18 protein-coding genes are annotated in these 24,007 nt (G+C 57.4%); 4 read left to right on the forward strand and 14 right to left on the reverse strand.

All coding sequences use genetic code 11. The annotated features are described in order from the left end of the window. The first annotated feature begins 184 nt into the window (after positions 1-184). Positions 185-1,888 (forward strand): OPT/YSL family transporter, encoded by a 1,704-nt coding sequence (locus tag DWW12_RS06900; RefSeq protein ID WP_117855556.1) that lies wholly within the window; start codon positions 185-187, stop codon positions 1,886-1,888. Between the two features lie 215 nt (positions 1,889-2,103). Beyond that, positions 2,104-3,243: a DUF389 domain-containing protein gene (locus tag DWW12_RS06905; RefSeq protein ID WP_117855557.1), complete on the forward strand. Its 1,140-nt coding sequence runs from the start codon at positions 2,104-2,106 to the stop codon at positions 3,241-3,243. A gap of 125 nt (positions 3,244-3,368) precedes the next feature. On the opposite strand, the gene DWW12_RS06910 is transcribed toward DWW12_RS06905, so the two are convergent. From DWW12_RS06910 to DWW12_RS06925, 5 genes are all read right to left on the reverse strand, one after another. Next, on the reverse strand, positions 3,369-3,818 hold the full coding sequence (locus DWW12_RS06910) for a hypothetical protein (protein WP_117855558.1): 450 nt from the start codon (positions 3,816-3,818) through the stop codon (positions 3,369-3,371). A 534-nt stretch (positions 3,819-4,352) separates the two neighbouring features. Continuing rightward, a complete protein-coding gene (locus DWW12_RS09860) occupies positions 4,353-4,499 on the reverse strand; it encodes a hypothetical protein (protein ID WP_158564423.1) in 147 nt (48 codons plus the stop codon). 31 nt (positions 4,500-4,530) lie between these two features. Beyond that, entirely contained in the window at positions 4,531-5,130 is a 600-nt protein-coding gene (locus DWW12_RS06915; RefSeq protein WP_147345475.1) for a hypothetical protein, read from the reverse strand. Continuing rightward, positions 5,114-6,688: an ABC transporter ATP-binding protein gene (locus DWW12_RS06920; protein ID WP_117855560.1), complete on the reverse strand. Its 1,575-nt coding sequence runs from the start codon at positions 6,686-6,688 to the stop codon at positions 5,114-5,116. Before DWW12_RS06920 ends, DWW12_RS06915 begins: the two co-directional genes overlap by 17 nt. Further along, entirely contained in the window at positions 6,666-7,925 is a 1,260-nt protein-coding gene (locus DWW12_RS06925) for a radical SAM protein (RefSeq protein ID WP_117855561.1), read from the reverse strand. The genes DWW12_RS06920 and DWW12_RS06925 overlap by 23 nt, the downstream gene beginning before the upstream one ends. Before the next feature lie 540 nt (positions 7,926-8,465). On the opposite strand from DWW12_RS06925, the gene DWW12_RS06930 reads away from it, so the two are divergent. Next, positions 8,466-9,422, forward strand: coding sequence for a LysR family transcriptional regulator (locus DWW12_RS06930; RefSeq protein WP_117855562.1), 957 nt, complete (start codon positions 8,466-8,468; stop codon positions 9,420-9,422). 290 nt (positions 9,423-9,712) lie between these two features. On the opposite strand, the gene DWW12_RS06935 is transcribed toward DWW12_RS06930, so the two are convergent. From DWW12_RS06935 to DWW12_RS06975, 9 genes are all read right to left on the reverse strand, one after another. Next, positions 9,713-14,503, reverse strand: a complete 4,791-nt coding sequence (locus DWW12_RS06935; RefSeq protein ID WP_117855563.1) for a 2-hydroxyacyl-CoA dehydratase — start codon at positions 14,501-14,503, stop codon at positions 9,713-9,715. A gap of 11 nt (positions 14,504-14,514) precedes the next feature. Continuing rightward, positions 14,515-15,225 carry a TetR/AcrR family transcriptional regulator gene (locus DWW12_RS06940; protein WP_117855564.1) on the reverse strand — a complete coding sequence of 237 codons (711 nt, stop codon included), beginning with the start codon at positions 15,223-15,225 and terminating at the stop codon, positions 14,515-14,517. Between the two features lie 121 nt (positions 15,226-15,346). Continuing rightward, positions 15,347-16,204, reverse strand: a complete 858-nt coding sequence (locus DWW12_RS06945; RefSeq protein ID WP_117855565.1) for an HAD-IIB family hydrolase — start codon at positions 16,202-16,204, stop codon at positions 15,347-15,349. A 115-nt stretch (positions 16,205-16,319) separates the two neighbouring features. Further along, a complete protein-coding gene (locus DWW12_RS06950) occupies positions 16,320-17,582 on the reverse strand; it encodes an MFS transporter (RefSeq protein ID WP_117855566.1) in 1,263 nt (420 codons plus the stop codon). A 100-nt stretch (positions 17,583-17,682) separates the two neighbouring features. Beyond that, positions 17,683-18,345, reverse strand: coding sequence for a TetR/AcrR family transcriptional regulator (locus DWW12_RS06955; protein WP_158549320.1), 663 nt, complete (start codon positions 18,343-18,345; stop codon positions 17,683-17,685). 74 nt (positions 18,346-18,419) lie between these two features. Then, a complete protein-coding gene (locus DWW12_RS06960; protein ID WP_099432138.1) occupies positions 18,420-18,758 on the reverse strand; it encodes a P-II family nitrogen regulator in 339 nt (112 codons plus the stop codon). Positions 18,759-18,914: 156 nt separating this feature from the next. Further along, on the reverse strand, positions 18,915-20,114 hold the full coding sequence (locus DWW12_RS06965; RefSeq protein ID WP_117855567.1) for an ammonium transporter: 1,200 nt from the start codon (positions 20,112-20,114) through the stop codon (positions 18,915-18,917). 198 nt (positions 20,115-20,312) lie between these two features. Next, a complete protein-coding gene (locus tag DWW12_RS06970) occupies positions 20,313-21,332 on the reverse strand; it encodes a putative ABC transporter permease (protein WP_233544255.1) in 1,020 nt (339 codons plus the stop codon). A 3-nt stretch (positions 21,333-21,335) separates the two neighbouring features. Continuing rightward, positions 21,336-21,893, reverse strand: a complete 558-nt coding sequence (locus DWW12_RS06975; protein ID WP_117855568.1) for an HD domain-containing protein — start codon at positions 21,891-21,893, stop codon at positions 21,336-21,338. Between the two features lie 228 nt (positions 21,894-22,121). Between DWW12_RS06975 and DWW12_RS06980 the strand changes: the two genes are divergently transcribed. Beyond that, positions 22,122-23,903 (forward strand): 1-deoxy-D-xylulose-5-phosphate synthase, encoded by a 1,782-nt coding sequence (locus DWW12_RS06980; RefSeq protein WP_117855569.1) that lies wholly within the window; start codon positions 22,122-22,124, stop codon positions 23,901-23,903. The last annotated feature ends 104 nt before the right edge of the window (positions 23,904-24,007 follow it).

The following is a 24,007-nucleotide window of genomic DNA, read 5'->3' on the forward strand; positions in this document are numbered from 1 at the left end:
AATAATCATCCTTCGGCTTCGCTTGGGATAGCTAAAAAAGCCCAGTCCCAAATTAACTGCCGTGCCGCTATACTGGTGCGCGGTCGTTTGCGAGCTCACGCGGCGGCCCTTGGTAACCCGACTTCCCGCGCCGTATCCGTAACGGCGCTCCCGGGGGAAGCGGATATACGCAAAGGAGTTTTATATGAGCAATCCCTCGAACCGCGCTTCGATGCGCGGGCAACTCACGCTGCGCGGCGTCGTCATCGGTGTCCTTGGCTGCGTGATCATCACGGCAAGCTCGGCCTACACGGCCCTCAAGATGGGTGCACTCCCCTGGCCGATTATTTTCGCTGCCGTCATCTCGCTGTTCTTCCTGAAGCTCATGGGCAACGCCAGCCTCAACGAGGCCAACGTCACCCACACCATCATGTCCGCGGGCGCCATGGTCGCCGGCGGCCTGGCGTTTACCATCCCGGGCGCCTGGATGCTGGGCTATGCCGACCAGATCAGCTGGCTCGACATGTTTATCGTGGCACTCGCCGGCACCATCTTGGGCCTGCTGGCAACGGCGCTCATCCACCGCCACTTTATCGTGGACGCCGCGCTGGAGTTTCCCACCGGCAATGCCGCAGCTCAGACACTGCGCGCCACCGAGGCCGGCGGCAAGACCGGCAAGCAGCTCTTTGGCTCCATGGCCATCGCAGGCATCTACAGCGTGCTTCGCGACGCTCTGGGCGTGGTGCCCAGCATGCTGTGCACGCTCAATATCCCCGGCGTGACCTTTGCCATCTATAACTCGCCCATGCTGCTCTCCATCGGCTTTTTGGTTGGCTTCGCCCCGGTTGCCTTCTGGTTTGCCGGCGCGCTGCTAGGTAACTTTGGCATCATCGTGGGCGGCACCGCTGCCGGTCTATTCGTCGTTGTGACTGCGCAGGGCATCGTCAAATCGCTCGGCATGGGTCTCATGATGGGCTTTGGCGTCGCCGTCGTCCTCAAGGACATCCTGCCGCAGGTCGCCGGCATCGCCCGCGGCCTCGCCGCCGACAGCTCCAGCGACACCGACGAGCAGTCGCTCATCTCGGGCTCGCTTAAGCTCGACGCCGGCATCATCGGCCTGGGTACTGCCGCCATCGCCGTGATCGTCGCCATCGCGCTCGACCTTGGCCCCGTCCCGGCCGTCATCGTCACGCTGTTCACCTTTGTCACCACTATCATGAGCGCGCAGAGCTGCGGCCAGACGGGCATCGACCCCATGGAGATCTTCGGCCTCATCGTCATGCTCATCGTGGCTGCCTTCGCACAGATCGCCCAGGTCAAGCTGTTCTTTATCGCCGGCATCGTGGCCGTGGCATGCGGCCTTGCGGGCGACGTCATGAACGACTTTAAGGCCGGCGCCGTGCTGGGCACCAATCCGCGTGCGCAGTGGATCGGCCAGGCCATCGGCGGCATCGTGGGCGCCCTGGTCGCCGCTGCCGTCATGGTCGCGCTCGTCACCGCCTATGGTCCGGATGCTTTCGGCCCCGACAAGAGCTTTGTGGCCGCGCAGGCAAGCGTCGTCGCCACCATGGTCTCGGGCATCCCGAGCGTGCCGTGGTTCGCAGGCGGCTTTATCGCCGGCATCGTCATGTACTGGCTCGGCATTCCGGCCATGATGATCGGCCTAGGCGTGTACCTGCCGTTCTACATGTCGCTCACGGCCTTCTTGGGCTCCTGCGCCAAGCTCGCCTACGACAAGTGGGCCGCACGCCGCGACGCCGCTGCCGGTCTTTCGGACGAGGAGAAGGCCTCCAAGGATGCCGCATTCCAGGAGCAGGGCTTGGTCGTTGCCAGCGGCCTGCTCGGCGGCGAGTCCATCGTCGGCGTTATCCTGGCGTTTGTCTCTGTTGGTCTGAGCCTGCTGGGGTAGGCCGAACAACAACGCACCAGCGCAGAGCGCGGGGTCGGAATCAAACCGGCCCCGCGCTTTTTTGTCTATTTGACTCTTATGATCCTCACGGCGTTTTAGCCATGTCGATTGTCCTGACTTCCAGGTCAACAAACCTTGTCTGACACCTCGCCTAACGCGGTGTAGAGTAAAGACGACAGACGCAAGAAGCGGCTCAGAAGCTAAACGAGGTAAGCATGGAACTCGACAAACAACAGATCAAGCGGCTGCGCGAGCGTCATCATCGTCGTCACGGTATACGCCCTGCACACAGCGAGGCCATGGAGAATGCCACCCGTTTCCTTAAGCAGGCGTTCAACATACGCGAGGGACGCGCGCCCTATCACGTGATTCGCAAGCGCTTTGTAAACGGGGCGCGCCTGACTGGCTCACACTTATGCATCCTGATCATTGCCATGTTGATCGCGAGCATCGGCCTCGATATCGACTCGGACATTGCCATCGTGGGCGCCATGCTCATCTGTCCGCTCATGGGCTCGGTCCTTGCCATGGCATACGGCATCGCCACGCTCGACCGCGAGATTGCCGTCGAGGCAATTGCCGGCCTCGCGCTGCAGATGGTCTTTTGTCTAATCACGTCCACGCTGTACTTTAAGCTCTCGCCCCTTGGCACCACCACGGCCGCCATCATCGACAACTCGACACCGACTGTGTGGGACCTTGCCGTCGCGCTCGCGGGCGGCTTTGCGGGCGGACTGGGCAACTCGCGCGACCAGGAACCCGCCACGCTCATCGCCGGCGTGGCCGTGGCGACCGCGCTCATGCCGCCCCTGTGCGCGGCGGGCTATGGCATCGCCATCGCAAGCGGGTCGCTGTTTCTCTCGGCCCTCTACGAGTTTGGCATCAACGTGGTCTTTATCGCACTGGCTGCCGAAGCCGTGCTGCTTCTTTTGCGCGTGCCGCTCAAGCGTGACCTCAACGGCGACGGCATTGTGACCGCCGAGGAAAATGCCGAGGTCGACGAGCTATCGCGCAAGGTGCGCCGCCGCATCATCGTGGGTACGGTGATCTTTGCCATCCCCTGCATCGTTATGACGGCGGGGTCTATTGGCTCGGCGCAGGCCGGCGTGCAGGACGGTTACGGCGTCACCGAAACCACGCGCGAGCTTGCCGCGGCGCTGCCGGGCTTTAAGGATTACACCGTTGCCGTCGAGACCTCGGCCACCGAAGGCAGGGAGGAGGGTATCGTCGAGCGCGAGGTTGTCGCCCATGTGACGACAAGCGAGGCGCTTGGGGCACACGACCGCCGTGTAGCCCGCAAGCTCATCGATCTCAATGTGCCCGAGCTCGATCGCGTGGAGTTTGATGTGCAGTAATACGCGACGTGGGATGGATGCGCGCAGCCGCGAGTCACGACATGGCGCAGACGTGACGCGGGCCACGAGCAAATAGCGGGGTGCGGTCCATGGCCGCGCCCCGCTCGCTGATTTATTGCCGTGAATCAGCTGTCCGCATCGACATCGCCAGACTCCACTGTAAACGCCGGACCGGTACTCACCAGATAAAAACGGGTCACCCTGGTATCTCTAAATAGGTAGAGCAAGCCCTGATCGCGTCTGCGCGAAATATACGCCACGTGGACCGTGCCGAATTCTTCACCGTTTTCCTTCTTTAATATCAGGATGTTGGGGTCATCCGTACGCTTAAACTGCCCGTCTGTGCAGATTCCGTCTTGGTCGACCAGCTGCCATCGACAGTTGTCCTCCTCAAGAAAAGCCAGGGTTTCCCGACTCGTTTCGTCATCCCGATAGTAACCGTCAATGGCAAAGCCTTCGGAAGCACATTCCTGCATATAGGATGTTTCTCGACTTATAGCGAACTGCCCTATAGCGCCCAGGAGCACAGCTAGGCAAACCACTGCAAGGGTTATCGAAATAACACGGCGATCCATGTTAGCCCAACCGATAGTTGTTTAACGGAGCACGAAACATACCCGGAACCTCCGATATCAGGGGGAACGTCACCTACGGCCTGCCGGTAATCATATGTTTCCAACATCAAACCATATGACTACAACTCGTTGGAGATAGATTCCATAAACGGACAATGATATACGGCGAACGGCTACACTTATCAATAAACCCAGAGTTATGGAGGCCGTTTTTCGTACTGCAAGATCGCAGTTTTCGGAAGTGCGGTGAAAAATCGAGTTCTGCCGACCAGACCGACTTTTTTAGCAACAAAACCGCAGGTCACAAGAGTTCAAAAGAGCAGTGTGCTCGAAGGTTCGGAGTTTTCCCCGCACTTCCGAAATCCGAGTCCACGAAAGGCGTCGGCAAGGCCATTTACGCAACATGTATCCAGTAAAAAAGGGCCGCAGCCGGTACGGCTACCACCCTTCCGTCTCATATCTAGCCCGAAGCAGGTCGGCTACTTCTTAATACCGCGTCACAGACGCTTTGCGACCGATGCCACGGCCTCCTCGCTAACCGAATCGCAGGCAGGCGAAGGGCTGCGTGCAGATGATGTTGGACGCACCGCGATCGATCAGGTCGAGTATCTCGGCCGTGAGCAGCCAGACCTCGCCCATGTTATTACATACCGAAAGCACCGTGCGGGCCTTGTCGGCCATGGCGCCAACACCTGAAGATTTTGTCCGCAACTCAAAGAGCTAGGAGGTTGATAAAATCCAGAAACATCATGGCTAAAAGAGACGGGCACACTGTCCCTGTTTTTCGCACGAGCAGCGCAAAAATAAGGCCCAGACAAAGATAGCCCCCCATCATTGCAATGATGTAATTTGTGGGTGCCCCGATTAAACACTGTTGAGTCACGAGAAGCAATGCCCATAGAATCGACTGTACAAATGCCCTTATGCAAAACGGCCGAACTATTCCGACGATTGTGTATTCAAATAAAAATACGTACCTAAATAACAGCTCATGCAAAACTGAAACCGAACAGACCAATACCCATCTGGATATTGATTTTCCACCTATATCGAGCATGGCGGCCATAATAATAAATACGATGAAAATGAACTGCCATCCCAAAAGAATCCCACGCTGCTTGGTCTTATCACGGGAAACAGCGCCCCGAGTTGCAAAAAGATAGACTACCAACGCACAAAAGAGCGCCCCTGTAGAGCACAGCCAAGCGGGAGATCCTTTTGCAATAACCCAAATGGCCCACGGCACGCTAGCAACCATCGTACCCAGTAGATAACGTGCCCCCAGGCGCATTATTTCAGTCGCTTTTCCCAAGCTCTACCACCTCATCACTAGCTGCTATTAGGTCCATATCGTGTGTAATAACAATGACAATCTTGTGCTTGCGCAGTTCCTTCACAGCATTTATCAGAGCTTCTTTATGAGCAATATCAAGTGATGCTGTTGGCTCATCGAATAAATAGACGTCTGCCTTCTTTTCCAAGACCCGCCTAATTTCCAATTGTTTCAGTTCCCCAGGAGACATTCCCCCGCACCTCTTCTTTTCGATAGAAGGAAAATTTCTATCGCTAAGAAAATCCTTTACTGATATCGGGGTTTGTTCGGCAAACGAAACTAGATTCCGCCTAAGGTGCTCGCAGTTGATTTCTTCTTGGGCCTTACCGTTGTAGGAAATAGCCCCACCGTAACCCGAATTGAAACAACCCATTAATAAGTACGCAAGGCTCGTTTTGCCCGAGCCATTAATCCCCACAAGAGCATAGAGCTTTCCTTTGTCAAACCTGAGATTCAAGTTATTGTAGAGACACTTTTCATTTAATGTAAAACCAAAATTATGCAGTTCGATGTAATCGATCTCCAAGAGCTCCTCTCCAGCAACAGCCAAAGGCAATTTAGAGGCATTTAGACGAGATATCGATGAGAAGCAGTCTTGTACGCTACTACCTATACCGTAGATTGACCTCACGGCAGATAGCATTAAAGCCATGTAGCTCGAAACGGCAACAAGTTGGCCTACACTCATGCTTCCATGCATTACATAGAAAGCCGAAATCAAAAGAATAGTCACCTGGGACGCAGCCGCAGCAAAGGAATCCGTTGCCTGAAATCTCGAAACGACACTTTGATAGGCGACTCCGGCGTGCAGCAAAGACGAAAAAAAGCTATCTATGGATTTCAATGCTCTTTCGAATAGCACATTAACATACAAAAATCTCTGATGCGCAAGTACGGACTCCACTTTTCCGAAATACAGGGACTGCTCCTCCTTAAAGGTCAGACCTGAAACAAAAAGCGGTTTTCTGAATAAAGCATATGCAATTGCATACAAGATGCAAAATGTCACGGAAACCCAAAAGAGCGCTACGGAGCATCCATAGAGAAAAATAAAACTGATACCTAGCTGGACAACCGCAAGAAGTACCGTCTGGAGCACCGACAATCCGAAGGAAGCCACAGTATTGGCATCTGAACAAATTTGTTGAGTTTTTTCAGCTGACTCCTGCTCAAAATATAACTCAAAAGGCATCCGAACGAGCTCATCGATTTTACTTCGAACAATCGAGTATGCAGCCACGGTCGTTATCCGCATTGAAAGAAGGGTGCTTAAATAACTGACAACAATATCGATTAGTGCCGCAAAACCAATTAGAGCGCTGCTAATCATGATAGTATCGTAAGATGTTTTTTTAGATATATTGTCAACCAGAGCGCTCGTAAGCAGCGGGGATACAGAAGCCATCATTCCAGATATTATTAAGCACAACGCGAAGACTATAACCAGAAGCAATTGGGAAGAAAACCCAAGTCTGAAATATGGCAGACAATCGAAGAGCGCCGTTGAGTCCGCATCACTTCTTATGCTTGAAATCATAGGCCGCCCTCATTACTTTTATACAGTTCTTTCTTGCAGATACGCAGCTTGTCTTATTTTCATACAGCCTGGTGAAGGGACAGCCACCCATGCACATAGGAAGAAGCGAGCAGTTAAGACATTCTGAATCTGAACAAAAGTCGTAAGCAGTCCATTTGGAAACTTCGAATGCGTTACTCGCTACGCTTTCAAAGATGCTGCCATAACTTCTGTCGGAATATCCTATTTCATTCCAGCATTTATATAAGGAACCATCTGGTCCAATAACTTCTGAATATTTATTGACGGCTCCGCATATGGTCGGATTAAAGCCTGGAAGAAACGGATCCATGTACCCCGTCATTTTGTAGCGAGACAAACAGGATGCTTCAATCGAGGCAAATTCGTCCTCTGAATAGCACGGAGAGTTAGCGCATGCCCCATTTATATCATCTACTGCCGCTAAATACAGTTTTACTCTATTACGAAGACCTTTTTGATCAAGCGAATCAATCAAGCGATCAATCTGATCACCGTTCGTCGGATCAACATTAACTCTTAAGATGACATTGAAGTACGCACTAGCTCTTTTTACGTTATCGATAATACGGTTGAACGTATCACCGCCAGAAGGAAGACATCTTCGTTGATTGTGTATTTCAGGCGGACCATCGACAGTCACCTGAACGTGCGTGACCCCATTTTTTGCAAGCAACTCCGCCGTTTTCCCATCTAAGAAATAACCGTTGGTCACCATGCTGGCGTTAAATAAGATTTCATCACTTCGGATTCCGCGCGTAATCTTCTCCACCGTCTCAATCGCCAATAAAGGCTCGCCGCCATACCAGGCAATCTGCAAACTTTCTGCCTGATTGTCTAAAGCCATGCCATTGATATGCTTTATTACCTGATCGACGCACTGGTCGCTCATTGAACCATAACGCTTGCCGTCCTCATAACAATACGGACACCTGAAATTACAATTCAATGTCGGAGCTATCGTAAATGAAAGTGATTTTGATTGCATGCGACAGGCCGATGATATCTCTTTTAAATGTTCGATTTCATCAAGTCCGTCGGAAACCAACAACCCCGCGTCCATCAAATTGTCGACAATTTCCGAAGGGCCATTAGCCCCATTCGCAAATAGTGCCTTCTCGTATTCCGCATCCAACGCAACAATTGCGCCGGAGTAAGAGTTATATACCAGCGTAGGCTGATTGCCTTTATCGATTACATTAAAGCGAGACTGTTTCATTTCTACTCCGTTGCATATTTCAATATTTCAACCTGCCATTAGGAGTAATTCCAGCCACAAAATTTGGTAATGCAGATCCTCAGGCCACACGGTCCTCCCCCTGAATAACTCCAACAAATATGCGCTGCACAGGACACACACGTAGAAATATCTCGAGACGAAGCAGGCATCTGAGTATTCACTGGCTTTTGAATATATTCCATCGAAGCTCCTAGCTAACGTGTATACCGCAATGTTGAAATGCGCGGCAATTCCCGCCCGTGTACACGGCACACATCCCCCAGGGATTACAGCGCCCCTGACATTTTGCGCCCTGACAAGGACACCAACTTGATAGCAAAGCAATATCGTTAGGTGTTTGAGTTGGCTGTATCCAATCCACAATGGCTCCTTTCTCGTTTTAGGCCTAGTTATACTTTGGTCAAAAAGTCAAAAGCTGTTTGATAACTTTTTGTACTAGATGAAACAATTTGTTTGCCTTGTTTAACATTTTTTAATTTACACTTAGCCTGATTAAAAATTCAACCTAAGGAAATTCTGGTGAATGTTGTTCAGCTGCAGTATTTCATAAAGGTATTTGATTGTCAGAATTACTCGGATGCAGCAACTATATTAAGCGTTTCGCCGCAAGCTGTTTCAAAAGGCATTCGAGCATTGGAATCTGAACTTGGTCTGAAGCTGTTCGAAAAAAGAGGCAGTATTCTACATCTAACAAACTATGGAGAGGAAATCCTTCCTATAGCATTAGATGCACTAGCTTCAATTGAGGGAATTCAAGCGTATGCGCAAATCACGCGTGAAAAGATAAAAATAACCCAGACACATTTGACACACGTTGCAGTCGGACTACCACCAATACTCACAAGCTGGTTCAACCAGCCCGCACTAAACCGGCTCTCGAAAAAGTACAACGGTGGTAAATTTGCTGTTTCCAGATACGACGACGGCGGAACGTGCTTATCCCTTCTACTTGACGGACAAATCGACATTGCGATTGTCGCTGGGCAAGTAGACACCAATCTTTTTGAATCGCATTTTTTATTGAACGCCGAAGTCAACCTCCTCGTTGAAAGCAATCACCCATTAGCTAGTCACGCAGCAGCGAATCTAAACGCGGTGGCTCAATATCCAATTGCAAACACCTGTGACATTCGATATTGTCGAAAAAGAATAGACTCAGCATTTAACCATCTGGGCCTTTTCCCCCGCTACGAGAGTATTAACTTAGCAGACCAGCACAATTTGTCCGATTTTCTCATTCGTAAGCATGGGGTTATTTTGACCATAGCCTCGCAAACGTCTCAAATCAGGATAGGCTATCCAGCAAAAATCGTTTGCCTAAGCAAACAAGATAGATTATCAATCCCTTTTTACTGCGCTTCAAATTCAAACGATGTCCAAGCGCAAACTCATCACGCGATAAGCTGCATTCAACTTGAGGCACGCCAGCTATCCCGCTGTTTAAAAAGCGCTGAAGAAGGAGACCTTTCCGGCTGAACATGGCGGGCGTACTAATTCTATGCAAAACAGCATCGCATTCCGCCAGAACGGAAGCGTGGGCCAGCCCCGAGTTTTTTGTAGTATTCCGAGAGAAAACAACAAGGGCCGGCAGACTCTTGGCAAATCAGTGGCCCACTCACCACCCACAAAACTGTGCCCCACTTCCGAAATCCGAGTCCACGAAAGGCGTCGGCAAGGCCATTTACGCAACATATATCCAGTAAAAAAGGGTGGTAGCCGGTACGGCTACCACCCTTTTGTCTTACATCCGGCTCGAAGTAGGCCAACTACTTCTTAATGCCGCGTCCCAGGCGCTCGGCGACCGATGCCACGGCCTCCTCGCTGGCCGGCCCGCAGCTCACACAGCCGTCATGAGCACGCATCTGGCCGGTGACCTCGTCCATCGCGAGCGGCGCCACCTTCTCGAGCTTAAAGCCCTTACCGGCGCGCATGTTCTCCTTGGCCACACTGATCATGAGCTTAATACGGTTGAGCTGGTTGACCTCGGATGCACCGGGGTCGTAGTCCACCGCGACGATGTTGCTCTCGGGGTGCTGACGGCGCAGCTCCTTGATCACGGCCTTACCCACCACATGGTTAGGCAGGCACGCGAAGGGCTGCGTGCAGATGATGTTGGGCGCGCCATGGTCAATCAGGTCGAGCATCTCGGCCGTGAGCAACCAGCCCTCGCCCATGTTGTTGCACACCGAAAGCACCGTGCGGGCCTTGTCGGCCATGGTGCCGATGCGCTCGGGCGCCTCAAAGCGGCGGGACTTCTCGAGCAGCTCTTCCACCGGCGTGCGCATCCAGTCCACGAGCTTGATGAGCGCCTGCATACCAGCGCGCGTGGTAGCAGAGCTTCCCAGCTCGTCCTTCTGCAGCTCGGCGTTGCTCATGGAGTACAGGAAGAAGTCGAGCAGGCCCGGTACCACGGCCTCGCAGCCCTCGCGCTCGATCACGTCGACCACGTGGTTGTTGGCCGTGGGGTGGAACTTGACCAGGATCTCACCGACCACGCCCACGCGCGGCTTAGTACCCTCGCCCACGAGCGGCATGGTGTCGAACGCGCGGATGGCCTCGCGGCACAGCTTGGTGTAGTTGTGGCGGTTGAACTTGGGCGCCAGCTTGCGGGCGCGCGCCATGTACTCCTCGTAGAGTGCGTTCGCCGCACCGGGCGTGGCCTCGTACGGACGGCAGCGGTAGAGCATCTGCATCATCACGTCGCCAAAGAGCACCGCGTAGACTGCCTGCTTAAGCAGCGCCGGCGTAATCTTAAAGCCGGGGTTATCCTCGCCGAGTGCCACGGCCGAAAGCGAGATCACCGGGATCTCGGGGTGGCCGCTCTCGCGCAGGGCCTTGCGGATGAGTGCGATGTAGTTGGTGGCACGGCAGCCGCCGCCGGTCTGGCTGATAACCACGGCCGTCTTGGACAGGTCGTACCGACCGCTCTCGATGGCCTCCATAATCTGGCCCGTCACCAGAATCGACGGGTAGCAGATGTCGTTGTTCACGTAGCGCAGGCCGGCCTCGACGGCATCGTGATCGGTCGAGGGCAGCAGCTCCAAGTTGTAGCCGGCACCGCGGAACACCTCTTTGACCAGGTCAAAGTGGATCGGTGCCATCTGCGGGCACAGGATGGTGTAGCCCTCCTCGCGCATCTGCTCGGTAAAGGGCACCTTGGGCCATGCGGTCGAGGCGCTCTCTCGCTGCGCCTCGAACGTGTACTTGCGGCTCGCGAACGCAGGGGCATCCGTGGAGGGCGCCACCGGCGCGGCATCGCCCTGCTCGTAGGCCTCGCCCGCTGCCGTAGCCTCGGCCAAGCGCTCGGCCTCCTGGTCCTTAAGCGCGGCCATGAGCGAGCGGATGCGGATGCGCGCGGCGCCCAGGTTGGACACCTCGTCGATCTTGAGCACGGTGTAGATCTTGCCGCTGGCCTCCAGAATCTCCTGCACCTGGTCGGTGGTCAGAGCATCCAGACCGCAGCCGAAGGAGTTGAGCTGGATCAGGTCCAAGTCGTTGCGCATCGTCACAAAACGGGCGACGGCGTACAGGCGGCTGTGGTACATCCACTGGTCGACGACGCGGATGGGACGCTCGGGCTTCACGAGATGCGCGAGCGAATCCTCGGTAAAGACCGCAAAGCCAAAGCTCGAGATAAGCTCGGGCAGGGCGTGGTTGATCTCGGGGTCGTTGTGGTAGGGGCGGCCGGCGAGCACAATGCCATGGCCACCGTGGTCCTCGACCCACTTAAGGGCCTCCTCGCCCATGGTCTGGATGTCCTCGTGGAAGCGCGCATCGGCCTCAAAGGCAGCGTTGACGGCGGCATCGACCTCGGAGCGCGTGATCTTGGGACCGCGCACACGACCGCGACCGGCTTGCGCATCGGCCACGCGGTCGACGGCGAGCACCTGATACAGGCGGCGCTTGAGCTCGGTCTTGTCGTGATACGGCACAAACGGATACAGGAACTCGATGTTCTGCTCGCGGATCTCGTCGATGTTGAGCGCCAGCGCCGTGGGGTAACTCATGACGATGGGGCAGTTATAGCAGTTGCCGGCGGTCGGATCCTCCTTGCGCTCCCAGCGCACGCACGGCATCCAGATGAAGTCGACATCGCGGTCGATAAGGTTCATCACATGGCCGTGGCTCATCTTGGCCGGATAGCACACGCTCTCTGACGGCATGGACTCGATGCCCGCCTGGTAGGTCTTCTTGCTCGACTGGTCGGACAGCTGCACGCTAAAGCCTAGGCGCGTAAAGAACGCGTGCCAGAAGGGGTAGTTCTCGTACATGTTGAGTGCGCGCGGGATACCCACGGTGCCGCGCGGGGCCTCGTCAGGACTCAGAACCTCGCGGTTAAAGAGCAGCTCGTTTTTCTTTTTGAAGAGGTTGGGGGCCTCGGTCTTTTGCTTTTTGTGGCCGGCACCCTTCTCACAGCGGTTGCCGGTAATGAAGCGCCTACCGCCGCCAAAGTCGTTGACGGTAAGCTGGCAGTTGTTAGAGCAACGGCCGCAGCGGACATGCTTTTGCGTCACGGTGAGGTGCGCGATATCCTCGGCAGAAAGAATGGTCGAAATGCCGTCGGCGGCGGCGCGATCGCGGGCGAGTAGGGCCGCACCGTAGGCGCCCATGCAGCCGGCGATGTCAGGGCGCACGGCATGCACGCCGGTGAGCTGCTCAAACGCGCGCAGCGTGGCATCGGACATAAAGGTGCCGCCCTGAACGATCACCTGACTGCCGATCTCCTTGGGGTCGCGCAGCTTAATGACCTTGAACAGGGCATTCTTGATGACGGAATAGGACAGGCCGGCCGCGATGTCGCCCACCGTGGCGCCTTCCTTTTGCGCCTGCTTGACGCGCGAGTTCATAAAGACCGTGCAGCGGCTGCCCAGGTCGACGGGGGCCTTAGCATGGATGGCGGCGTCGGCGAACGCGCGCACGTCCATGTTCATAGAGACGGCGAAACTCTCGATAAAGCTGCCGCAGCCCGACGAGCAGGCCTCGTTGAGCATGATGTGCTCGATGACACCGTCCTTGACGCGCAGGCACTTCATGTCCTGGCCGCCGATGTCCAGGATAAACTCGACGCCGGGCAGGAACGCCTTGGCGCCGCGCAGGTGCGCGACGGTCTCGATCTCGCCGGAATCGGCCTTGAGGGCCTCGATGAGCAGCGCCTCGCCGTAGCCCGTGGTGGTCACGTGGCCGATGGTGCAGCCAGCGGGGATGTGGTTGTAGAAATCGGCCATGATGACCTTGGCCGTGCCCAGGATGTCGCCGTTGTTGTTGCCGTACCAGGTATGCAACAGCTGGCCGTCCTCGCCCACGAGCGCGGCCTTCATGGTGGTGGAACCGGCGTCGATGCCAATGAACACGCGGCCGGTGTAGCCGTCGAGCTTGCCCTTGGGGACGACTTCCTGGTCGTGGCGACCCTTGAACTCGGCAGAGTCCTCGTCGGTGGCAAAGAGCGGATCCAGACGATCGACCTCGGCACCCTGTGTGTCACCCAGGGCATCAATGGCCTCGATGAGCTGCGGGAACGTGCTGAGCTTGTTGGACTCGTGCGCCATGGCGGCGCCGCTCGCCACAAACAGGTGAGCGTTTTGGGGCACGATACGGTGCTCCTCGTCCAGGTTGAGCGTGAGGTAGAAGCGGTGGCGCAGCTCGGAGAGATACTGCAGCGGGCCGCCCAGGAAGGCGACGTTGCCGCGGATGGGACGGCCGCACGCCAGGCCCGAGATGGTCTGGGTCACGACGGCCTGGAAGATGGAGGCGGCCACGTCCTCGGGGCGGGCGCCCTCATTGAGCAGCGGCTGCACGTCGGTCTTGGCAAAAACGCCGCAGCGGCTGGCGATGGGATAGATGGTGGTGGCGTTGGCCGCGAGCTCGTTGAGGCCGCTGGCATCGGTATGGAGCAGGGTTGCCATCTGGTCGATGAACGCGCCCGTACCGCCGGCGCAGGTGCCGTTCATGCGCTGCTCGATGCCGTTATCGAAGTAGATGATCTTGGCGTCCTCGCCGCCCAACTCGATGGCGACGTCGGTGGCCGGGATGAGGGTCTCGACGGCGCGCTTGCTGGCGATGACTTCCTGGACAAACTCTAGGTCGAGCCATTGGGAAAGCAGCAGACCGCCCGAGCCGGTAATGGCGCAGGTCATCTGGGCCGTCGGCAGCACGGTCGCAGCACCCTCGAACAGGTCGCGGGCGCAGGCACGGACGTCGGTGTGGTGGCGCTGGTACTTGGCGTAGACGATCTGGTTGTCGTCGTTGAGCACGGCGAGCTTAACGGTGGTGGAGCCCACGTCGATGCCCAGGTGCAGGTTGCCGCGGGCGGCCTCGGGGTTGAAGATCGCGCCTTCGGGGGCGTGGGCAGCGATGGCGGTTACGGACTCGGCAACGTTGGGCGTGGCTGCGCCAGCGGTGAGCGTCTCCCCTGCCGCGTTCTTGGCATCGGCAACAGCCTCGGCAACTTTCTCGGCAGCAGCGGTCGCGGCCTTCTGCGCAGCGTCCACCACGGCGGGCGCGGCCTCGCGTGCGGCAGCGACCACACGGTCCTTGATGCCCTCGACGAGTTTGCTCATTGTCTCTCCTCTTAGTTGTTGGACTCGACGGTTGCGACGGTGTCGGCCGCGTCCTCGAGCTGCAAGTTCAATAGCTTCATGCCGTATTCCGGCACGTTGATATCGATGGGTTGGCCATACAGGTCGCCGGGGCGCACAAAAGCGAGCACCGTCATAATGCGCGCCATGGCCTCGGGCGATTCGGTGAGCCCACGCTCAAACCAGCGCTGAATCAGGCCGACCTCGGCACTCACGACGTAGGTGACGTAGTAGTCAAAGAACGTGCCCAGCGCCAGGCCCAAAATGCCCGTCTGCGCACGCGGCACCACAGCCTCACGCGCGGTGTCGATGATCCTTTTAATGAAGGCCTGGTCGCCGCCCGGACCCAGCAGCGCACCGATTAAGTCGCGGTTGGCCGCAAGATAACGCAGCAGCTCAACCGAACCGGGCGCCGGCTCGAGCTCATCGATGTTGTGATAGAGATCAGGCAGCTGAGCTGCGGTGATGAGCTCAATGCGCTCACGGATCTCGGCCAGCAAGCCGTCCTCGATTTGATTGATAAAGTCGGGGATATCGCGGTAGTGCGAATAGAACGTGCGGCGCGTAAGGCCAGCGCGCTCGGTGAGCGACGCGACATTAATGCGCGAAAGGTCGCCGCTTTCGGCAAGCTCGCTGGCAAGTGCCTGGCGAAGGGCACGCTGCGAGCGAAGGGACCGGCGGTCGCATTTCTCGAGCTGGGACAAGCGTCCTCCTTGTTACTCAGCCTGTGCGCTATTGCACAATGCGAGTATTATTGCACACCGTGTGCATCAACACGTAAAGGCAATATTTGGGATGCGACGAAGGGGCAGTTCCTTTGTCACATTATTCGATGACGGTGCGGGAGTTCTGCTTGCGCATGGTGGCGAGCATGTGCTTGGGAACGGCATGGGCCATGCAACTGCCGATAGTTGCGCTCGCGACGACCTTAGCTGCATCGCTTGCGTTTTTGGTCGCGTAGCTGTGGCGGAAACGCTTGAGCATGGCGATGTCGTTGCCGCCGTCTCCATAGACCGCGACCTCGTCCTCGGCAATACCGTAGTAGCCCGCCAGCCAGGCCACGCTCTCGCCCTTGTTGCATGCCACGTCCGTGATCTCGAACATCACCGGATCGAACGGCGCGTTGACCACACGGTCCGAGCGCTCGGCAAGATAGGCCTTAAGGTCACGCTCCAGCTCGGGCGAGGTCACGCGACAATTGATCTTGCACACGTCATGACGCAAGATGTCGCCGATCGACTGGTCGAAATACTGCTCCTCGTGATAGCCGCCACGTGCACGCATGCCACGCATCACGATACGCTTGATGGGGCTGTCCTTTTTAAAGCCCGCCTGATGCATCTCGAACGATCCACTCGAAAACATGCCATCGGGCGTAGAACAATCAAAACAGATATCCGGAAACTCCTTGAGCAGCTCCTCAGTGATCTGCGGGTCGACGGTCCAGGTTTTGAGCACCTCGCCATGACTGTCGCGCACGATGGATCCGTTGGAGCAGCAGGCGTCAAGCGCCAGGCCTGTAAAGCCATGCTCACCGATCGGCAGCGTCGAGCGTCCGGTCGCGGGAACCACATGCAAGCCGGCCTCGGTCAGCTCGCGAATGGCACGGCGGATAGTCCCGTCTGCCTCGTGCAGGGCGTTAAGCAGCGTTCCGTCTAAGTCACTCGCGAACATCTTGATCATGGGCGTGCCTCTCTTTCGTCTGCACGTTATTTTAGACGAAAGAGAGGCACGCCCAAACAATGCCGTCCCGGCGCGGCGTACCACCGCCTCCACAAATTCACGGTGCCCCAGCGCGTTAAGACAATCGCCACAAGCGACTTTTCAGCCGATAAAACAGCGCCGTCGTCAACGTCAGCACCGCCAGCATGCCTGCGAATACAATCGCCGGTGTCCATCGATCATATGCAACCCCGTACGTCAATTGGCCGATAGGTGTTGCGCAGGAAAGGACCATGTAAACGACCGAAAGCACTTTTCCGCAGAGCTCAGTCGGCACTACCCGCTGAACAAACGCGATGATTTCAACCGACGCAATGCTTGCCCACACCATGATCCATGCCGAACCAACCGCAAACACGGTGAACACGCATGCATCTGCGCCGAACAGTTGCGCGACAATAATCGGTGCGACTCCAAAACAGATCATCGCAACATATCGACATATGCTATTGAGAGAAAAGCGATGCGGCCAAATGCCGACCAAGCCACTGCCGGTAAGACCACCCAGGCCCAGAGCAACCTCAACTATCCCAACGCAGGACGATTGCATGCCGAGATGCTTTGTAACAATAATGGGAGCGCCAATCATTAGCCCAACCAACGCAAGGTTCAAAACTGCCGCAAGCAAAATCACAGCGACCAATAATGCATTTTGCAACAGATACCGAATCGACTCCCGAAAATCGTTTCGGCATGTCGTACGAGTCGCGCCGTCGCCCATCGTTTCAAATGAGGCATTTTGCTTGAGCGCGCCCCCAAACAAGAGAGCTGAAATCGCAAACGCCACCGACGCGGTTGTGCAAAGAGCATCGATGCCAAAGTACCCATAGACTGCCGTCCCGACCACAGGGCCCAAGATATTGCTCACCATGGTCATCTGCGAAACCAATGCAGTGGCCCGCTCAACCTTCTCTTCACCCGCCATGCGCACCGTCTCAATTTGGAGCATTGGCTTCAGCAGCGATTGAGAACCATATTGAACACAAAGTATCGCTACTACGACGACCGCAAGAGGCAATGAGTGCTTCATGGGGATAGACAGCAGTGATGCAGTCATCAGAGCAATGCCGAGGGACACGAGGACCTCGCGATGTCTTCCCCTATCCGCCAAGATTCCGCCAACCGGAGTTGCAAGTACGCCGGGTATGAACGCTATCGCCGCGACGACGCCATATAACGTTGACGATCCACTGCGATCGAACAAGTAAAGTGGATACGCAAAGCACAGCGCCGACAGCATCGAATACGTGCACAGCTGCGCAACCAGAAGTTCCGCGAGCCTGATTGACCGCACTGTTTTTGATTTCAACGAGACACCGACGTCTCTCAGCCCAGCCATAAGCCCACCCCCTATACATACCACTAGTATGTATTTAATGACTTGAAAAGGGCAGCCGTGGCTACCCTCACAAATCAATTACATACCGTTGGTATCTATATTACCACCCGGCGCGGTCCCATACGTCCCAAATCTGCGCCGTTGTCTGAAGCACTTCATTACCCAAATCGAGCCCCACCGCGGCAGCCATCTGCGCCAAACATTGTGCGCGAGCGAGCATTCGCTCCTTGGGCTCGAGCGGACGGAACAATGGCAGCAGCCAGAGATTCGCCAACAACGATACGGCCTCCGCCGCTTCGCGCGGGCATTCGCACGCAATGGAGCCGTCGGCGATGCCCTCCTCGATCACTGGCAAGAGACAGCCATCGGCTGACTCGTCAAACGAGCCCTGGTACTGCATCGCCAGTAGACGCGAGCTTTTTACCGGATCTGCTGCAGGACGCATACGTGCCCATAGCTCAATTTGTGGAACAACGGACTCGGGAGCGTACAGTCGCTTGAGCTTTTGGGCTCCGGTCATATTACCGACGCCAAGCATCGAGCGGCGGTGCTCAACAATCGGAGTCATCGCCCGATCAAACGCGGCGTTGAAAATCTCTTCTTTGCTCTTGAAGTGATGATAGACAGCGCCCTTGGTCATGCCGTCGAGACGGTCAACGATATCTTGAATACTCGTCCCCTCATAACCCTGTGCGCAGAATAGCTCCAGTGCCGCGTCGAGAATCTTCGCGACCGTCTCCTCGGGATATTTATTGCGACCCATAATCCGCCCATCCGCAACGCAAGTCTTGTGCCTCATTGCAGCATTTTAACGTTGCGGATGGCAGGCGGTCGATCCTACACCGCGGCAGGGCCGTGTTCGCCGGTACGGATGCGGATAACCTCCTCGACCGGCTCAACCCAGATCTTGCCGTCTCCAACGGCACCGGTGCGAGCAGCGTTGCAGATGATGTCGACAATGCCGTCGACATGTTCATCGGCGCAGATGAGGGTGAACTGCACCTTGGGGATCGTGTTGACGAGCAGCTCGTTGCCGCGCACGTATTCCTTCCAGCCATGCTGCGCGCCGCATCCCTGCACCTGGTTGATAGTCATACCGCGAACATCAGCAGCAAACAGCGCATCTTTGAGAACCTCAAGCTTCTCCTGGCGCACGATAGCCGTAATTTTCTTCATAGTGAATTCCTCTCTTCAATAAAAGAAATGAATTGTCCTTCACATGGCACGGGTTTTCCAGGTGCCCGAGATTGCCCCGAAAGAGGAGCGCCGCGTACTTCGGTACGCAAGCGACGGTTTGAGGGGCAAGGTCGGGTGCCTGGGAAAGCCGTGCTGCTAATCGAGTCCGGAGAACGAAGGATATGCGCTCTCGCCGTGCTGACTCGCATCCAGGCCCAGCGCCTCATCGGCCTCGTCCACGCGCAGGCTACCGTGGAACAGCGCCTTGACCACCGCGGCAATCACCAAGTCGAGCACCAGCACAATAGCGACCGTCACCACAATGCCCAGGATTTGCGAGACGAGCAGCGACATGTCACCCGTGTAGAACAGGCCGCCCTTACCGGTCCACGAAAGCTCCGGCACGCAGAACAGGCCCGTGAGCACGCCGCCCAAGATGCCGCCGATACCATGGCAGCCAAACGCGTCGAGCGCATCGTCGTAGCCGAACTTGGTCTTGAGATGGCTGATGGCCAGGTAACAGACGGGAGAGACGATCAGGCCCATGACCAGCGCCGCCCACGGCTCGACAAAGCCCGCGCCCGGCGTGACCACCACAAGGCCCGCAACCAGACCGGTGCTGGCGCCCACCAGCGTGGGACGACCGGTGTGCACGCGCTCGACGGCAAGCCACGAGACCATGCCCGCCGCGCTGGCCGTCACGGTGTTGAGGATGGCGAGCGCCGCCACGGCGTCGGCCTTAAACTCGCTGCCGCCGTTAAATCCAAACCAGCCAAACCAAAGCAGGCCGGCGCCCAGTGCTACAAACGGCACGTTATGCGGACGATAGCTCACCATGCCAAAGCCGCGACGACGGCCGAGCATTAAGCAGAGAATCAGGCCCGTAAGACCGGACGAAATGTGCACCACGTCGCCGCCGGCAAAGTCGAGCGCTCCGATGATGTCGCCGATAAAGGAGCCATCGCCGCCCCAAACCATGTGGGCGAGCGGCGCGTAAACCACGAGCAGCCAAATGCCCAGGAAAGCCGTCATGGCACCAAACTTAACGCGGCCTGCCAGACTGCCCGTAACGATAGCGGCAGTGATCATGGCAAACGCCATCTGGAAGGCGATGTTGATGATCTGAGGGTAGACGGCACCATCCGCAGCATTGCCCTCGGCCGCCTGCAGCACCTGGTTGAGCACCGGCAGGCACAGCAGCTGGTCAAGGCCTCCAATAAACGGACTCGAGCCGTCGCCGCCGTAGGCCAGCGACCAGCCGGCAACAATCCACAGCACGCCCACCAAGCCAATGACTCCAAAGCACATAAGCATGGTGTTGATGAGCATAAACGTTGTCGATCCCGTATCGTACATTCGCTCCCCCTTTGTCGCATGAACGTTGTCGGCGCTCATGATGCGGCCGAGGGGCAACTGGTGTAGACCAGATACGGCGTTGTTAAACGCTGCGTTGTCGAATGGAAACGGTGCCGCAATCTTGGAAACGGCGCGGCAACGGGCGCGAAACGAACGGGAAATACGCGAGCAAGGAAGCCGCAAACACGCCCGTCCCGGCTAGCGGCGGAACAGCTCGCGGGCTCGGTCGCGGAGGTCGGTAGCTCGGATGACGCCCTCGTAACGATTGATGCGCAGACGCGGGAAGGCGTTAAAGAAGCGTAGGTCGCGGCGGCTGAGTGACACGCTCGGTACCGGGCGGCTCATGCGCTTGCCGGCAAGGCGACGACCGAGCGACGGACGCGGCATGCTCGGCGCGGCATCGGCCACGCGACGGGCAGCGAGCGCCAGGCCGCGAGCACCATCCGAAATAAACGTCGGCATCGAAGCCTTCTCGCGCAGGGCATCGAGCGCCGCGTCGCCCAGCTCGGCCAGCCAAGCGTTAACGGCGCGACCGCGGATATGCGTCTGCGCCACCGAGTCAATCGCCGAATCGGGAATACGTTCGAGCATAGAGTCGGAGGCGTCGGCAAGCGACTCATTGATGCGGTCGGCAAGGTCGGCACGCACGCGCTCAAGCTGATCGGACAGACGCCGCCAGCTCGCCAACGAGCACACCGCATCGACCATCATCGCGACCGCGACGATAAAGGCGGACAGCCGCACAATCAGCACCGGCAGATGGCCAAGCAGCCCCAGCAATGCCGGCTCCACTAAACGGCAAATACACAACGCACCCAAGCCAAACGCGCAGGCCCAGTACAGGCAGATGCGTCCGTGCAGGTTAAACGGCAGATGCGAGTAATCCCAAAACCGGGCACCCGTCGTTTTTTCCAACAGCACGCCCACGCTATATTCGATCACGCTGCATACGAGCGCGGCAGCGACAAACTGGCTCGAGGCGTCTGGGATTCCACGCAGCAGCAACCAGCACGCAATGCCGCCCGCACCGTAGATGGGACAACACGGCCCTAGCAAAAAGCCGCTGTTGGCAAAGCGTCCGTGGTTGAGCATGGCGCAGACTGTCGACTCCCATACCCAGCCGCAAAAACCGTAGAAGGCAAACGAGAGTACCAGCGCCGAGAGCGGACAGGCGGCAAGCGTCGCGCCGTCAAATGCCATGTCGATCGCGGTTCCCACCGTCTACCCACTCCTCTTTTCGTTCGATTCTTTGCTCGAGCCGTTACTCGGGCCCTCGTTCAAATCGTTCGCGCCGCCTTTGCGCGGCAGACGGCCGGCAATCGTCTCGCGCAGTGCGCACCATTTATCCGCCAGGCACACAATCCATGCCTCACGACACGTCGGCGGCACCGGTACCAGCGGAAACATATGCCGTACGATAATATTCCGCTCGCGCGGCGTCAGCTCAAAATCTTCCTCCGCACGCGCCAAGGCAAAAAACGGGTGACGAAAGCCATGCAGTCGATGGCTTGGGTCGGGATCGTGCCAGTCATAGAGAAAGTAATCGTGCAGCAGGGCCCCGCGCAGCAGCGATAAGCGGTCGACGGAGATACCGACGCGGCCCAGGCGCTCGGCAAAGGACAGACTTGCCCGCGCTACCGAGGTCACATGCGTATAGACCGTCACATCGCCATGTTGGATAAACTCATGCATCAGGTCCAAGCGGCCCGCCTGGGCAAGCTGACGGGCGGCATCGTCGACCTCGCGCGCGATTTTCTCGGCACGAACGGTATCGGACATGCGGCCTCCTTCCGGCGGCGCTCGGCGGCAAGCCGCAGCCTGCACGCAATGAATAAAATCATCATGGAACTTATCAGTATGGCATCGGACAAAACGTTTTGCCCCACCAGTTGGCGAATTACCGCGCCGCCGTCACATATCAAACGCCAAAATGTGCGAGACTGTCTTGTGCAATTGTGCCGGCCGAGGGAGTGCCGGCGCACGATTCGCATGGAGTAACCCACAACGATGCTGCTTACGCAAACGACAACGCCCGAGGACGTCAAGGCTCTCGATCGCGCCGAGCTTCCGCTGCTCTGCGGCGAGATCCGCCACGCCATCCTCGAAAGCTCCGCCGCCGTCGGCGGGCACGTTGCCCCCAACCTGGGCGTCGTTGAGCTTACGGTTGCGCTTCATCGCGTGTTTAACTCCCCCACCGACAAAATTGTCTTTGACGTATCGCACCAGACCTATGCCCACAAGGCGCTGACTGGGCGCGCGTACACTTATATCGACCCGGCACGCTACGGCGAGGCCTCTGGCTTTGCCAATCCCGACGAGTCCGAACACGACCTGTTCGCCATGGGCCACACCTCTACATCGGTGAGCCTGGGCTGCGGCTTGGCGCACGCTCGTGACCTGGCGGGCGATGCGTACAACGTCATCACCATCATTGGCGACGGTTCGCTTTCGGGCGGTCTGGCGTTTGAGGGCTTTAACAATGCCGCCGAGCTCGACAGCAACTTGATCATCATCGTCAACGATAACGACCAGTCCATCGCCGAAAACCACGGTGGCCTGTATCGCAATCTGGCCGAGCTACGCGCCAACAACGGCACCTGTGAGCGCAACGTTTTCCGCGCGATGGGGCTCGACTACTGCTATCTGGACACCGGCAACGATGTGTTGGCCCTGGTCGACACGCTGCAGGAGCTGCGCGATATCGATCATCCCATCGTGCTGCACGTCTCCACCGCAAAGGGCAAGGGCTTTGAGCCAGCCCAGAGCGACCCCGAGCGCTGGCATCATGTGGGTCCGTTTGACATGGCGACTGGGCGCAAGCTCTGCCCGGGCCATCCGAGCGAGCCTGCGCCGCGCACCTATGCCGACATTACGGGCGAGGCGCTCAGCGCCGCCATCGAGCACGATCCGCAGGTCGTGGGCATCACGGCCGCCACGCCCTACATCATGGGCTTTACACCCGAGCTTCGCGCCGCCGCCGGCAAACAGTTCGTCGATGTGGGCATTGCCGAGGAGCACGCCGTGACCTTTGCCACCGCGCTTGCGCGCTCGGGTGCCAAGCCAGTCTTTGGTGTGTACGGCACGTTTTTGCAGCGCGCCTACGACGAACTGTGGCACGACCTGTGCCTCAACGACGCCCCCGCAACCATCCTGGTGTTTGGCGCGTCGATCTTTGGCACCACGTCCGAGACGCACCTTTCGTTCTTTGATATTTCCATGCTGGGCGGTCTTCCCAACATGCACTACTTGGCGCCGGCCTGCATGGAGGAATATCTGTCCATGCTGAGCTGGTCGCTCGACCACCGCGAGCATCCCGTGGCGATTCGCGTGCCGGGCATTGGCTTGGTAAGCCGCCCCGACTTGGCGCCTGCCGAGGACGCCGATTACGGCGCCGTTCGTTACAACGTGGTGCGCCAGGGTCGCGACGTGGCCGTGCTCGCGCTTGGCGATTTCTTTGAGCTGGGCGAGCGCGTAGCAAACCGCTTGGCTGCCGAGTGCGACATCGAGGCCACGCTCGTCAACCCGCGCTATGCAACTGAGCTCGACCGTGAGTTCCTCGACAGCCTTGCCGCCGAGCATCGCGTTGTCGTCACCCTCGAGGACGGCATCTTGGACGGCGGCTGGGGCGAGCGCGTGGCATGTTATCTGGCATGCACGCCGTTGCGCACGCGCACCTTCGGCATCGCCAAGGGCTTCCCCGACCGCTACGACCCCAACGAGCTGCTCGCTCAGAACGGCATGACGGCCGAGAACATGGCCGCCGAAGCCGTAAGGCTACTTAACGAGTAAAAAACCTCCGCAAGGGAAGCACCCCTGCGGAGGTTTTTTTCGCGGCGCGATTATCTCGGCTTATAGGACAAAATGTGTGTCCCGATAGAACATCCGTTTCCATC

The sequence above is a fragment of the Collinsella sp. AF14-35 genome (assembly GCF_003464565.1).
Taxonomy (GTDB): Bacteria; Actinomycetota; Coriobacteriia; order Coriobacteriales; family Coriobacteriaceae; genus Collinsella.

Excerpts from the sequence above, each read along its gene's own strand:
- DWW12_RS06900 (WP_117855556.1), top strand. The coding sequence starts at position 185 with ATGAGCAATCCCTCGAACCGCGCTTCGATGCGCGGGCAACTCACGCTG.
- DWW12_RS06905 (WP_117855557.1), top strand. The coding sequence starts at position 2,104 with ATGGAACTCGACAAACAACAGATCAAGCGGCTGCGCGAGCGTCATCAT.
- DWW12_RS06910 (WP_117855558.1), bottom strand. The coding sequence starts at position 3,818 with ATGGATCGCCGTGTTATTTCGATAACCCTTGCAGTGGTTTGCCTAGCT.
- DWW12_RS09860 (WP_158564423.1), bottom strand. The coding sequence starts at position 4,499 with ATGGCCGACAAGGCCCGCACGGTGCTTTCGGTATGTAATAACATGGGC.
- DWW12_RS06920 (WP_117855560.1), bottom strand. The coding sequence starts at position 6,688 with ATGATTTCAAGCATAAGAAGTGATGCGGACTCAACGGCGCTCTTCGAT.
- DWW12_RS06925 (WP_117855561.1), bottom strand. The coding sequence starts at position 7,925 with ATGAAACAGTCTCGCTTTAATGTAATCGATAAAGGCAATCAGCCTACG.
- DWW12_RS06935 (WP_117855563.1), bottom strand. The coding sequence starts at position 14,503 with ATGAGCAAACTCGTCGAGGGCATCAAGGACCGTGTGGTCGCTGCCGCA.
- DWW12_RS06945 (WP_117855565.1), bottom strand. The coding sequence starts at position 16,204 with ATGATCAAGATGTTCGCGAGTGACTTAGACGGAACGCTGCTTAACGCC.
- DWW12_RS06950 (WP_117855566.1), bottom strand. The coding sequence starts at position 17,582 with ATGGCTGGGCTGAGAGACGTCGGTGTCTCGTTGAAATCAAAAACAGTG.
- DWW12_RS06955 (WP_158549320.1), bottom strand. The coding sequence starts at position 18,345 with ATGGGTCGCAATAAATATCCCGAGGAGACGGTCGCGAAGATTCTCGAC.
- DWW12_RS06960 (WP_099432138.1), bottom strand. The coding sequence starts at position 18,758 with ATGAAGAAAATTACGGCTATCGTGCGCCAGGAGAAGCTTGAGGTTCTC.
- DWW12_RS06965 (WP_117855567.1), bottom strand. The coding sequence starts at position 20,114 with ATGTACGATACGGGATCGACAACGTTTATGCTCATCAACACCATGCTT.
- DWW12_RS06975 (WP_117855568.1), bottom strand. The coding sequence starts at position 21,893 with ATGTCCGATACCGTTCGTGCCGAGAAAATCGCGCGCGAGGTCGACGAT.
- DWW12_RS06980 (WP_117855569.1), top strand. The coding sequence starts at position 22,122 with ATGCTGCTTACGCAAACGACAACGCCCGAGGACGTCAAGGCTCTCGAT.